Origin of the sequence: Caldicellulosiruptor morganii, from assembly GCF_026810225.1 — a bacterium.
Classification (GTDB): Bacteria; Bacillota; Thermoanaerobacteria; order Caldicellulosiruptorales; family Caldicellulosiruptoraceae; genus Caldicellulosiruptor; species Caldicellulosiruptor morganii.
This window is the reverse complement of sequence record NZ_CP113865.1, coordinates 807,733-821,057: the sequence shown is the minus strand read 5'-3', so window position 1 is coordinate 821,057 and position 13,325 is coordinate 807,733. Positions and strand designations below refer to the sequence as shown.

Annotated in this window: 9 protein-coding genes, 1 pseudogene and 1 riboswitch; of the genes and pseudogenes, 6 read left to right on the top strand and 4 right to left on the bottom strand. The window is 38.2% G+C overall.

The window, feature by feature from the left end:
• Positions 1 to 158 precede the first annotated feature (158 nt).
• Positions 159 to 5,837, bottom strand: coding sequence for a glycoside hydrolase family 44 protein (locus OTK00_RS03860; protein ID WP_045169127.1), 5,679 nt, complete (start codon positions 5,835 to 5,837; stop codon positions 159 to 161).
• Between the two features lie 524 nt (positions 5,838 to 6,361).
• Between OTK00_RS03860 and OTK00_RS03855 the strand changes: the two genes are divergently transcribed.
• From OTK00_RS03855 to OTK00_RS03840, 4 genes and pseudogenes are all read left to right on the top strand, one after another.
• Positions 6,362 to 6,484: a hypothetical protein gene (locus OTK00_RS03855; RefSeq protein ID WP_268760834.1), complete on the top strand. Its 123-nt coding sequence runs from the start codon at positions 6,362 to 6,364 to the stop codon at positions 6,482 to 6,484.
• A 46-nt stretch (positions 6,485 to 6,530) separates the two neighbouring features.
• The gene (locus OTK00_RS03850; protein ID WP_157841010.1) at positions 6,531 to 6,812 is read left to right on the top strand and encodes a hypothetical protein; all 282 of its coding nucleotides are present in this window, start codon (positions 6,531 to 6,533) and stop codon (positions 6,810 to 6,812) included.
• An 833-nt stretch (positions 6,813 to 7,645) separates the two neighbouring features.
• A pseudogene (locus tag OTK00_RS03845) lies at positions 7,646 to 7,858 on the top strand (helix-turn-helix domain-containing protein); the annotation flags it as partial.
• A gap of 217 nt (positions 7,859 to 8,075) precedes the next feature.
• The gene (locus OTK00_RS03840) at positions 8,076 to 8,309 is read left to right on the top strand and encodes a hypothetical protein (protein ID WP_045169126.1); all 234 of its coding nucleotides are present in this window, start codon (positions 8,076 to 8,078) and stop codon (positions 8,307 to 8,309) included.
• A gap of 143 nt (positions 8,310 to 8,452) precedes the next feature.
• Here the strand turns inward: OTK00_RS03840 and aroE are convergent, their stop codons facing one another.
• Both aroE and OTK00_RS03830 read right to left on the bottom strand, forming a co-directional pair.
• On the bottom strand, positions 8,453 to 9,328 hold the full coding sequence (gene aroE / locus OTK00_RS03835; RefSeq protein WP_045169125.1) for a shikimate dehydrogenase: 876 nt from the start codon (positions 9,326 to 9,328) through the stop codon (positions 8,453 to 8,455).
• Positions 9,325 to 9,834, bottom strand: coding sequence for a YqeG family HAD IIIA-type phosphatase (locus OTK00_RS03830; RefSeq protein WP_045169124.1), 510 nt, complete (start codon positions 9,832 to 9,834; stop codon positions 9,325 to 9,327). Before OTK00_RS03830 ends, aroE begins: the two co-directional genes overlap by 4 nt.
• Before the next feature lie 176 nt (positions 9,835 to 10,010).
• Between OTK00_RS03830 and OTK00_RS03825 the strand changes: the two genes are divergently transcribed.
• A complete protein-coding gene (locus OTK00_RS03825) occupies positions 10,011 to 10,919 on the top strand; it encodes a hypothetical protein (RefSeq protein ID WP_045169123.1) in 909 nt (302 codons plus the stop codon).
• A gap of 67 nt (positions 10,920 to 10,986) precedes the next feature.
• Here the strand turns inward: OTK00_RS03825 and OTK00_RS03820 are convergent, their stop codons facing one another.
• The gene (locus OTK00_RS03820) at positions 10,987 to 11,937 is read right to left on the bottom strand and encodes a C40 family peptidase (protein WP_045169122.1); all 951 of its coding nucleotides are present in this window, start codon (positions 11,935 to 11,937) and stop codon (positions 10,987 to 10,989) included.
• A gap of 7 nt (positions 11,938 to 11,944) precedes the next feature.
• Positions 11,945 to 12,110: riboswitch (cyclic di-AMP (ydaO/yuaA leader) on the bottom strand.
• Between the two features lie 215 nt (positions 12,111 to 12,325).
• On the opposite strand from OTK00_RS03820, the gene OTK00_RS03815 reads away from it, so the two are divergent.
• On the top strand, positions 12,326 to 13,273 hold the full coding sequence (locus OTK00_RS03815) for an ISNCY family transposase (protein ID WP_045169121.1): 948 nt from the start codon (positions 12,326 to 12,328) through the stop codon (positions 13,271 to 13,273).
• Positions 13,274 to 13,325: the final 52 nt, after the last annotated feature.

Below are 13,325 nucleotides of genomic sequence, written 5' to 3'. Positions count from 1 at the left end.
TTTTTTGTTTTTCATTTTTTTGCTTATCAAAAATTGTAAATGCATTTTGAAAAGGATAAAAAGATATTGCTTTCTTCCCAACCCAACAATGTAAAATATGACACTGCTGCACATATCAACTTTTACCATGCAGCAGTGTCTCCATTTTTATCCTTTTTCTACTTTGAAGAGGTTAAAACAATGTGGTATACCGTCAGATTCGGAACTTCTATGGTGATTGTGTTGTTTTGTATATTGCTGAGCACACCCATCTTCCTAATTTGAGAGCTTGTACTGTCAAACCCGTATATCTCTCCACCTGTGTATACCCTGGTATTATTCATCTTTATCTCTGCCTTCAGTTTCCTGTCATAATTCCTGTTAATTAATATAATATGCACAATTGAATCATCTTCTCCCTCAATTGAAGCATATACCGGCATGTTCTCAACGTCAGTTGTCTCAGCGCTCACACACGTTGAACCGTATCTCGAACCTTTCCCATCATAGTTGAGATAAATGTTGTACGCCGCCTGTGCATAGCTCCCCGAATCTCCCCATCTTGCTGCCATGTATACTCCATACTTGCCGAATATCCCTAAGACATCTGCTAAAGCTATTCCTCCCGATATGTGGTCCTTCCCTCCATAATCAAACTCAGTTATAGCAAGTCTGGTACCAGGATAATACTTGTCTATATCTGCCTTTATATTTGGAAGCAGTGGTAGATATTCCGGAAACCATTGATTTATCCAGCTATTTTCTCCCGCTGTTATCTGACCCTTCTGTGCAGTTTTATATGTCGGATCCCATAGCGTTCTCGGTGCCTGCATCCTCGCTATTGCCACATCCCTTGAAGTATTATTTTCACCGTCAAAGCATATTCGCACACCGCCACCCTGTGCCTCCGGGTACCAGTGTATGTCAAGCACATCCAATAACCTCTTACCAAAACTATCCGATGCCTTCTTCATCTGCTCAAGATACCAGCTCAAAAACCATCTGTGATTTCCTTTAACCTGATTCCAGTCAGGTGCATCCTGCAATGTTAAATATCCCGCAAAACCATACGATGCAGGTCCAAAAACTTCTGCATCCGGATCAAGTGTCTTTATTACCTTCGCCAGCTCCACCGATTTATTTATCAATTCACTGCAGGTTACCTTCTGTGGATGAATTCGCGGATGAGTAGCCGACCATAAATCCGGCTCGTTGTCAAGTATATATCCTTTAATTCCCGTCGCAGACGATGCTTTGCCATACTTGTTAATCAAATAGTTAATAAACTCATCCATATATACATAGTTATCATTAACGTCAGGCTGCAATGACAGTGCACCATCTTTTTTAAACTTGACTTCAGCCCATCTCGGTGAAGGTGCTGTCTCCGACTCGCTCACTGTACCATTACCATCTTTTGCTACATAACCTGCCATCTGCAATGTGATGGCTGAATATGCATTTTGTTTTATTGACTGTTCGTGAAATTTGCTTACAACAGCTGCTGGAACGTTCTTATCATTCCCTGTTATACCCATAATATAACACATATAATCATCGCTCGAATGATACCAGTCACTCCCTGCATTGGACATATTGTTCTCCCAGTTGTAACCCGTCAATCTGTTCCCACCAAGTCGTCTTGCAGGGTGAACAACACCCTGAACATCCTGATTTGCTCCATAAATATACGGGCTTATTTTTGTTCTTCCACTGGACGTATCGATCGATATTTTAACATCGGGGGTCACCGCAGGCGTTGGAGTTGGGGTAGTTGTTGCTGTCGGCGCCGGTGCCGGTGTCGGTGTCACTCCACCCGCCGGCTTTGTACCCCTGCCCGGCTCTCTTCCCCATACAAGTACATCATCTATATACCCCGTTACCTTCTCGTTCTCTATATAGCTCGTCACACTTCTTACCGAATAGTCATTTGACTGATTGTAGCTGCCGCTGCTCTTCTGTATGCTTAGCCTTATCTCCTTCGTGCTCTGACCCGCTGCCAAAACACCTGCTCCACTCTTAAAACCTACCTCTACATAATAGTCCGCTCCGCCTGCATTTGACCCAAGCTTCACAAACTTCACATCTATATATGCAGGATTTATGCTGCTTGCTACACTTACACTCTGCGTCGCCTCTCCATCTATCGTGTACCAGTATCTTACCTTAACCCTGCTAAGATCTACCGCCGTCGTCCCTACATTCTCTATCTTTATCTTCGGATTCAATACATTCGTCGTGCTGCTTATAATACCATTCGCATACCATACCTTGATCTGGGCGTTCCTGCTCGGCTCTTTACCCCATACAAGTACATCATCTATATACCCTGTTACCTTCTCGTTCTCTATATAGCTCGTCACACTTCTTACCGAATAGTCATTCGACTGATTGTAGCTGCCACTGCTCTTCTGTATGCTTAGCCTTATCTCCCTCGTGCTCTGACCCGCTGCCAAAACACCTGCTCCACTCTTAAAACCTACCTCTACATAATAGTCCGCTCCGCCTGCATTCGCCCTAAGCTTCACAAACTTCACATCTATATACGCAGGATTTATGCTGCTTGCTACACTTACACTCTGCGTCGCCTCTCCATCTATCGTGTACCAGTATCTTACCTTAACCCTGCTAAGATCTACCGCCGTCGTCCCTACATTCTCTATCTTTATCTTCGGATTCAATACATTCGTCGTACTGCTCAAATTACCATTCGCATACCATACCTTCAGCGCACCGTAACTTTCACTCGGTGTCCAGTAACTCCCACCTGCCGGTGATGCCGTCGGTGCCGGTGTTGGCATTACACTCACTGTCGGTGTCGGGGTCGCTGTCGCTGTAGGTGTGGGTGTAGGTGTTGAAGTTGGTGTTACTGTTACTGTCGGCGTTGGCGTTGGTGTTGCTGTGCTTGTCGGTGCAGGTGTCGCTCCTCCCGGCTCCTGCCCCCATACCAGAACTCCATCTACATACAGCGTTACCTTCGTATTTTCTCCATAATTCGTCATGCTCTGCATCCATGACCAGTCGTCTGCCTGATTGTAATTGCTCCAGTCATTCTTGTTAAACCTTACCTGTATATCCCCTGTGTCCTTACCAGGCTGCAGCTGCCCAGCTCCACTGCTAAACCCTACCTCCAAGTAATAATCCGCTCCACTCACAGCGCTGCTCAGCTTCACAAAGTTGAATGTCACATTGCTTGCTCCTATCTGTGCCCAGTCACATACCGCACTCTGCGGCTTGTCACCATCCACCGTGTACCAGTATCTTATCTTAACCCTGCTAAGATCAACACTGCTGCTGCCTCCATTCACTATCTTAAACCATGCCCTTATTGATGCCGCACTCGCACTCGTCTCATTGTTCTTGTACAGTACCTTCAATCCACTTCCCGTACCAGGTGCACCCGTCGGGGTCGGGGTTGGCGTTGGTGTTGGGGTAACTGTCACCGTCGGTGTTGGGGTCGGGGTTGGTGTTGCTGTTGATGTTGGTGCAGGTGTGGATGTAATAGTTGCTGTTGGAGTCGGTGTAGGGCTGGAACCCGGTGTTGATGTTGGAGTTGCAGATGGCAAAATATTTGAATCAGCAATTTCACCCCATTTTATACCCAGGCCGTTTGTTGCAACAAATACTCGACCGTACACGCGTGGATCTCCAGTTATGTCTGCATTTGCACATCCAAACTGATGTTTGTCATCATTTATTCTTATCCACGTTTTACCGCAGTCATCAGATCTAAATATACCTCTTACCCCATTAATTTTTGCATAGGTATAAATTGCAGGATATGTTTTCCCTTCAGCAGGTTTACCAAATCCTATACTAGCGGCATCCTCAACACCTGAAATTTTTACAAACGAATATCCACCATCAGTTGAGTGCCACATCCCATTATTACCAACCAGCCAGATATCACCTTCTATTCCTGGAACAGCTTTGAAATTTCCTGATGTTGGTAAACCAGTGGCAGGACTCTCAACAAATGTTTTCCCTTTATCAGCGCTTATATAAAACTTGCCATTCTTAAATGCGTAGAATTTATTTGAATTTACTCTGTCAGAATATACAATAGCTTCTGAAGGTACGTTAGCACATTCAATCCATTTGTTTCCGTTATCTGTAGAATAGCATACTTTGGCTCCTTTTGGCGCCCAAACAACAGCACTTCCATCTGCAGCAGCTGCAACTGTACCGCCTTCCTTTGTTCCTTGAGGTTCTGTATTTCCCTGAAACCATGACTTACCACCATCATATGAAAAACCAATTCTATTAGTATTCGGATTCCACTGTTTATCAACATTCCCTACACGAACCATAAAATTTGGATTTAACTCTGCAAAATCAATATCAGTTGTAGTCCCCATATTGGGCTGAACATATGTCCAATTAGGTGCTTTCTCCAGGTCGTCATGTCTAAATCCTGCTATATCTGCCAGTGCACTAAATAAATGAGGTCCCACTGGTGGACTTATCAGTGCCTGGACTGAAGTTTCTTCAATTCCTATAGCCTTGACTTTAATGTTGATATTTTGCCCTTTGTCCCAATTTGTCAAATCATCGCATCCATACAATGTAGCTCCTGTTCCATAAAGCATTCTATCTGAATTAAATGGGTCTATTTCAAGTGTTCCAACCATCCAGCCAAGTTTTGGACTTACTTCAGGTGGTGTGGGATTAGTAATTCCAAAGTTTAGCCAAGGAGCTGCAGAAATATCCATGTTGTAATGCAAAGTTCTATTAGGATATCCATTCCATTCCCAAATACATTTCCACGTTTCTCCACCATCGGTGCTTCTCCAAATATAGGTATCTGGCCACCATGAGCTAAGGGCTGCTACCATTACTACCTTAGGATTATTGGCATCTACAGCCAATCCACCATATCCAAAATAAGTATCTTTGGCAGCCATTGGACTTATATTTTTCCACTCTCCGGTCTTAGTATTGTATCTCCATACTTCACCATAATCACCATTATACGGCCCCTGAGTGTTACTATAAGTTATATATAACATCCCATCAGAACTTAATTTTGCACGCTGTGGAAGTAGCCCGGTTGGTTGTCCTGGCAATGCTTGCCATGTCTGACCACCGTCTTTTGTATAATAAATACTTGTAGATTTATCGGCAACACCCACATAAATTATCTTGCTTCCTTCACCAGGTTTACCACTTGTAGGATCAAATACCACCCATACTACGCCCGTTATATGGTTCAGATAATCATAGGGATCGTTTGGATCCTCAATATATGTGCCGGGATTAGGAAAACTTGTTACTTTCTTCCACAATACTCCATAATCTTCACTTTTCCATAACCCATTTCCTTCTCTTGTTCCCAAGTATAATATTTTATTATTGTTTGGATCAATAGCTAACCTTTCTCCCATATTTCTCCCCGGCATGTTTCCACCCAATTTAAAGGGAAGTGGAGTGATTTCAAAAGTATTTCCTTTGTCAGTAGAACGCAAAATAGCACCGTTACTTTCTGTCCACCAATTTGTATAAGTGCCTGCCGCAATGTACAGTCGATTGGGATCAACAGGATCTGTTGCAATGCTCTCTACACCCAGCAAATTCCAATCATCAAAACTAACCCAGTCCATAAGTTGTGTCCATGTATTACCACCGTCTGTGCTGCGATAAGCCCCTCCTATGTCTGTCCTAACGTAAACCAGATTTTTCTCTTTCGGATTAAACACAATTCCAGTAATAAAACCTCCTCCACCTTCAATTTTAACATTCTTCCACACATAAGGCTGAACAGCAATGCCTGTATCAGCCTTTGCACTAACCTGTAAAAATCCTACTATAAGAAAGCTCAATATCAACAAAATAGAAAATAATGAAATTAACCGTTTCATAAAATATTACCTCCTCATATAATTATCAAATTAATTAAAACTTCATATCTCAATTGGTACATCTAATTGTCAGTACCAATTGATTACCGGAAATTTGTTAAATTAAATTCTCCTCTCTAAACACTCACTTTTCAAAAATTGAATATTAAAATTTGCTGCAGCTTAAATTTGCCCTTTATCTTTGGTAAACTAAAATCAGAAAAAAGTTAAGCCTGGTTTTAGTTTGTTGGATATTTTTGGCTTCCCCCTGCTGGACGTGCTTTGATAACTGTACGCCACAGCTTGCGAAAGACTTCAGTCCCAAAGGATCGCATAAGTAGTGTTTACTCGAAGGCTTAAGCACGGTCAGTTTACCACATCTGATTTGAGCATATCCGATGTGTGCTACAGCATAAACTGCTTCGTAGCTCTAATATCGGCGAGGCTGCTATTGATATGTAATCCACCGGGATAAAGGGCTTAACTCTTTTTTCTAACACCATACTTTAAGAAAGGAGGCTTTAAAATTGCCTAATACATTAATCGTGGGCATTGATATCAGTAGTCAGTCAAATTCCATCCTCTTCATCGATGATGCCGGAAATCATTTAATCAAAAAACCTTTTTCTTTGCCAAACGACCAACAAGGGGCTAACGAATTAATCTAAAGAGTTATCAATTGCCTCAATCAGTACAATCTATCCTTTGTAAAGTTTGGCATGGAAGCAACTTCACATTACACATGGCATCTTCACCTTCATCTTGCTTCTTCTTCTGAACTACTACCTTACAAACCAACCTTCTACGTACTTAACCCAAGCATCGTCAAAGGATTCAAAAAAATCTACACTCTCTTGCCTAAAACAGATAAACATCGATGCCATCATTATCGCTGAATGTGCCAGGTTCAGCAAACTAAATCCAACACCTTTACCAGACTTTAAATATGCTGCACAGCAACGTCTTGACCTTTATGCGCTACCACCTTGTTCATAATCTAACTCGTGAAAAAAACAGAGCTTCTTGTTCTCATATACCTTAAAATTCTCTATCTTGTTGAAGCTGCTAACTGTGGACTGTAGCCCACAGTTCGCTACAAAGCTTTTTACAGCAAGAAGTTCTCAGAGATTTACCTGCCATCAGCATAAACGTGCCCTCGTTAAAACTAGCTATAAGCTTAATTCCTCTGATCTTTGCAATGCTCTATCCTTGGTCAAATATATCAAGAAAAAGGTGACGTTTACAATATTTAGTTAATCTCAAACTTTTAGTTTAATAATTTTCTCTGAACAAGCTGCCATTTAAATTTTACTATGTTGTACGGTCAGTTATTTCATTGCCTTTTTTGTCTAATAATCTAAAAAATTCCTCTTTAAAACACTCTTGACATTTTACCGTTTGTCTTCTTGAATTTTTGTCTAAATCCTTTACAGGTTCACAATTGCTTTTGAACATTTCTTACAATTTGAGATTAAATTAATCTTTTAAAATATTCTATAATTTTTTTGCAAAATTTTAAAACAATTTTGCTATGTTATTTGAAATCAATAATTATAAATATTATCAATACCAAATCTTACAGAAAATTATTCCTTTGGACTTTCTGCAAAGTTTTCATGGTGATTATTATCCATTATGAGTAATTTGATTACTATTAGCAATACTGCAAATACAGGATATGTCCCATAGAATCAAAAAAACTTTTGCTCTTTGTCAAGTAGTAAGGTGGGTATTCTGAATTCTCACCTTTTTAGCTTTTTCAAGCATACATTAAATGTTATGCATATCTATTATAGGTAATTCAATCCAAAAATTAATGCCATACTGTCATTTTTCATAATAATAATATCACAAAGAAAAGAAGTTTTAAACACCTAAGTGAAGCAGAGAGAGGTAAAATAGAAATATTACTAAATGATGGTAAGAGTTTAAGAGAAATAGCAAGGAAGATAGGCAGGAATGTAAGTACAATTTCAAGAGAAGTTAAAAGAGGTACAGTAACTCAAATGAAGAGTGATTTGAGTACATATGAAAAATATTTTGCCTAAAAGAGAAGAATTTGGCTATTTAGAGATTGATACTTTGCTTGGCAAGCGTTCTTAGAAATAATGTACTTGTTACTTTGACGGAGAGAAAACTTAGTTTGGAATGATATTTGTTATACCGGGTAGGGATTCATATGTCAAAGATCTGTTTATAAAACTTCAAAAGATATTGGGAAATAAATTTAATTGAGAGCTGAACAAATGAGCGCATGAATTGATTGATAAGGCGTTTTTACCTAAGGGTAAAGAAATAAAAGAAATATCGAGAGAGGCAATAAAGAGGATACAAGATTGGTACAACAGGCTTCTTAAGGAGAATATTCAACTAAAAGAGCAGTATGGAAAAGTTTTTAGTGGAGATGAAGGAAATATGCAAAACATAGATAATAGAGAAGTTTTTAGTAGAGGTATAAGAAGTGGCGCATACATAGAGGGAAATATAGTATAAAATGGCATTTGCCAGCTTTCCTATAGGAAAGCTGGCATATATTGGCAACTAATATCATACACAGTTGTTGCTTTAATCAAGTTATAATTTCCAGTTTCATCAAAAAATTATTGCATTTAATATTGCAATTCAGAAACTACTTTTTAACTCTGAGTTTCTAATTGAATAATATAGTCGCTGGCCATTTCTGTTATTTGCTGTATAAACCTTAAAGATATTTCCATTTTGTTTTCAAACCATATCATATTAGCAAACATTGCCTGATAAACAAGCATTTTTAATCCATTTTGAACCAAAATATCATTCTCCTTTGCTATTGAAAGAAGCTTAGTCGTAAGAGGATTGTAAATAGTATCATATACCAGCACTAATTGATTTCGTCTCTCAGGAATAAACCTATCCATACCAAAAGGCACCTGTCCTTCGCTGTGACCATTCATCCCAATCGGTGTTGCGTTTATTATGATATCAATTTCAAAATCAAAAACAGTATCTATGGTTACTGGGTCTATTTTAACCAAATCCCCAAACTGACTTTTAAGTTCCAGAACCTTCCATGAATTCCTATTAAAAACAAAAATTTCCTCTGCACCCATTCTGTAAAGTCCATAAATACAGGCTTTTGCAGCACCACCTGCACCAAGGATTAAAATTCTTTTTTCTTTTATATCAATCCCTGTTTCTTCCAGGCTTCTTTTAAAACCCAGCCAATCAGTGTTATATGCCTTAAGTCTGCCATTTTCTTTCTTTACAGTGTTTGCTGCCTGAATTATTTTTACATCTTCAGAGAAATCATCGCAAAATTCCAGAATATCTTCTTTATAGGGGATTGTGATGTTAAACCCGACAACATCTTTATCTCTTTTTACCATTTCAACAAACTCTTTGAGCCTGTCATAATCTGGAAGTTCAATGTTGGAGTAAACAGCATCAATTTTTAAGAAAGATAAGATCCTGTTGTGAATAAGAGGAGAGATAGAGTGTTTCAAACTCTTTCCAATAAGATATAGCTTTTTCATTCTTCCTCATCCTTCATGTAGTATTTCAAAATCCTCTTTTCAAAAATCCTGTTTATTCGTGTTAAAAAAAACTCTTTTTCTTTAAGTGGTCTTACTAAAATCACAAAAAGTTTCAGCCTTTTGGCACCTATAACATCCGTGAAAAACTGGTCACCAATCACAGCTGTTTGATGGTTTTTTTTCCCTTCATGAAGAATATAAGATGCTTTTAAAAAACCAGACTTTAAAGGTTTTTTTGCACTGTAGACACCCGGAAGCCCAAGCGCCTTCTCAATCTTCTTTACCCTTTCTCTCTGGTTGTTTGAAACAAGGCATATTTTAAACCCGAGCTTTTTGGCAGCCTCTAACCATGACAGAACCCTGGTATCTACTTCAAATTCACCCCATGCAACCAGTGTATTGTCAATGTCAATGATAAGATAATTGATACCCTTTTCCTTTAATTTTCCAAGGTCAATATCATATATACTATTGCATATCATGTCCGGTTTAAAACGCTTTAACATTCGGTCCTTTTTCTCCTCCAAAGAAGAAATTAGTTCAAGTTTTGAAATATATTAGTTGACAGAGTACAACTTTTTTAAAAGTTCATTTGAGCAAAGATTCTCTGTAGAGTATAATTAAATTATATTCTAACAATGGAATTTTTTCAAAAACAATTTAACAGGAGGGAAATTAAAAAATGGTTGAGGTCAGGAAGGTCGAATTTAAAGGATGGGAAAACTGCTTTTTGATTTCAAATAACAGATTAGAGGCAATTGTCACAACAGATGTCGGTCCAAGAATAATTTACTTTGGTTTCAAAGGTGGTAAAAACGTGTTTTGTGTGGTGGAAGAACAAGCCGGCAAAAAAGGGTCAGATGAATGGAGAATATATGGCGGCACAAGGCTCTGGCACAGTCCGGAGGCAATGCCACGTTCATACTATCCTGACAACACACCTGTTGAGTATGAAATCCTGCCCGACGGTATTGTATTAATCCAGCCGACTGAAGAGTGGACAAAACTCCAGAAAATAATTGAATTTAAGCTTGATTCAAATCTTCCAAAAGCATATGTTACATACATAATAAAGAATAACGGGCTTTTTGATGTAAAAGTTGCTGCATGGGCACTTTCTGTGATGAGACCCGGCGGAGTTGAAGTTATGCCAATTCCAAAGATTGACACAGGACTTTTGCCAAGCTATCCTCTTGTTATGTGGCCATATACAAAACTCAATGACCACAGAGTTATATGGGGCGAAAGCTTTATTATCCTGAGGCAGGATCCAAATTGCAAGCCTGCTTTCAAAATTGGATATCCTAACATAGATGGCTGGGCTTGTTATCTAAATGAAAGTGATCTTTTCATAAAATACTACAGGCATACAGAAGGTGCTGAATACCCTGACTTTGGTTCTTCGTATGAAACATATACAACAGATTTTATGCTTGAGATGGAAACTTTGAGCCCGCTTTATAATTTAGCTCCCGGCAGTGAGATCATTCACAATGAAGAGTGGGAACTTCACAGGGTCTCTGGTAAGATTTCATCTGAAGATGATGTGAAAAGACTGATCTTGCCGATTGTGAAAAAAGACAGAAACTAAATTTGTAACAAGCACCCAGAACAAAAGGGGGTTTTCTTTTTCAACGTTAGAAAACCCCCTTTTGTTTTTACCTTATTACTCTTTTTGCCATCATAAACGACGTGCCATACTTTGAGGTAAGGTCTGAGATTGTTACACACCTTCTTGCACTCGATGCATGAATATACATTCCATTTCCAATATAAATGCCCACATGGTTTATATAGTTTCTTCCACCGTCTGTATCAAAAAATACCAAATCTCCGGGTCTTAACTCATCGGGTGAAATTCTCACACCGTTTGATGCTGCCATGTCAGCTGCTGTTCTCTCTAAGTGAATCCCAAAATTTCTAAACACATACTGCACAAACCCTGAACAGTCAAAGCCTGTTGAAGGAGATGAACCACCATACCGATATCGTATCCCCAGAAAGTTCTTGGCAAATCCTATTATTCTATCAGCCAAGCTCCCATTGTAATTTATCTTATCTTCTCTATCATATCCGCCACGTGACACAGTTTTTGAAGAAGATGCTCCGTTTATTTTCAAAAGATAATATGCCATATAACCGATAACACCATCAGAAGTTTTCACCTTTATCCATCCGTTTTGCTCCCTTGACAGAACATATACTTTACTGCCTTTTGATAAAGTCTTTACTATTTTTGAGGATGTTGACTTATCACTTCTAAGTCTTGCATTGTCTTTTAAAACAACAGCCGTTTGATAAAAAACCTGATCTGAAGTTGACAATGCCTTTTTGGAATTTGCCTTGCTGTTATCATTTGTGATCATTATGTAATCAGTTTTAACATAACCAACAACACCATCATATGAAATCTTGGTCCATTCACCAGACGTTGATATAACCTGAGCTTTAAAGCCTTTTGGAAAAACTCCCACTATCTTTGCAGAAGTAGAAGGGCTACTTCTAATATTGATTGTGGCTGTAGCCTGTGCTGTTTTTGCAAAAACTGTCGTGCCAGTAGATAAGAAAAGAGCCAGCAAAAGTGTTGCAAATAAAGCTTTAAAATTCATACAAAAACTCCCTTCTTCTTCGGGCTTACGGGATTAGCTGACGGGTTCGGGACAAGAAGGACATCCCTACGGCAAGCAAAAGCCTGCCGATTCACCCCACTTAAATGTCGGTTCTCCCGCTGCATGGAGCAAATTTTACAAAACAAGCCCCATGCATTCAGCCACCATTGTTAATTATTTTGATGTTATTATTTTATTATAAATTCGAAATTACGTCAACCTCTCTTTACAAAATTGTTACACAAATGTTGCTAAAATATTACTTTGTAGCTTGTTGAATAAAACATATTGACATAAAAGTAATAAATTAATAAATGGAAAAAGCCATCCTCCTTGAGATAAAATTTTAAGAAGAGAATACTAAAAAACCCAAGCAAGGAGGATGGCAATGACTAATTTTATTAAAGCACAAAAACAAAAATTTTTAAAGATATTTATGACAATTGAAAAAGTAATAAAAGATTTAGGATTGAAGATAAAAAACTACAAAAGAGGAAGACCAAAGAAATTTAAGCTGAGCCATATAATAGCTTGTTTTGTTTATAAAGTCAAAAATAGGATAAACAGCTTTAGGGAATTAGAGTACAAGATAAATGAAGATGAAGAATTTAGAAAGACCATAGGAATAGAAAAGAGCCCCGATCATTCATATTTTTCAAAATGGGCTAAAATGATTGAAGAAGAATATATAGAAGCAATAGCAAGAATTTTAGTAAGAGAAATAGACCCCGAGACAAGAGTTTGTGCTATAGATTCTACACCTTTGAGAAGCTCGAGGGGTGATAGAGAAGCAGGAGTAGGAAGATGTGTTAGTTTAGGTTTTTACAATGGGTATAAATTACATGTGCTAGCAACAGTTGAAGATGAGGTCATACCGATAGTATGGTGGTTGACATGTGCAAATATTCATGATAGTAAAGCGGTAGAACTTTTGTATGAAGCTAAGATATTTGGACCTGATGTAATATTAGCAGATGCAGGTTATGATTGTACAAAGTGGTTTGATGTGGCTGATAGACTTGGAATAAAGTTTGTAGCGGGTATAAATAAGAGAAATATTAAGGATTTTAACAATGTCAAAAATATTTTGAGAGCACAAAACATAGAATTTTTAAGAAGTAAAGAAGGACAAAGAGTATATAAACAAAGGATAAAAATTGAAAGATTATTTGGGAAGCTGAAAGGAGAATATAATTTAGAACAAGTACGGCTAAGAGGTTTTAGAACATATAAGAGACACGTTGACTGGATAATGGTTACTTATTTGATAGAGCTTTATATTCAAAAAAATGAAAACTGTAAATTTTCTTTTAAATATGCATGGAATAATTTATAGTCCCATATAGTTACATTAATAGTAGAATTATTTATTCAACAACTTAATTACT

Coding starts and splice junctions, on each gene's coding strand:
- OTK00_RS03820 (WP_045169122.1), bottom strand. CDS start 11,937: ATGAATTTTAAAGCTTTATTTGCAACACTTTTGCTGGCTCTTTTCTTA.
- OTK00_RS03860 (WP_045169127.1), bottom strand. CDS start 5,837: ATGAAACGGTTAATTTCATTATTTTCTATTTTGTTGATATTGAGCTTT.
- OTK00_RS03825 (WP_045169123.1), top strand. CDS start 10,011: ATGGTTGAGGTCAGGAAGGTCGAATTTAAAGGATGGGAAAACTGCTTT.
- aroE (WP_045169125.1), bottom strand. CDS start 9,328: ATGAAAAAGCTATATCTTATTGGAAAGAGTTTGAAACACTCTATCTCT.
- OTK00_RS03815 (WP_045169121.1), top strand. CDS start 12,326: ATGACTAATTTTATTAAAGCACAAAAACAAAAATTTTTAAAGATATTT.
- OTK00_RS03830 (WP_045169124.1), bottom strand. CDS start 9,834: ATGTTAAAGCGTTTTAAACCGGACATGATATGCAATAGTATATATGAT.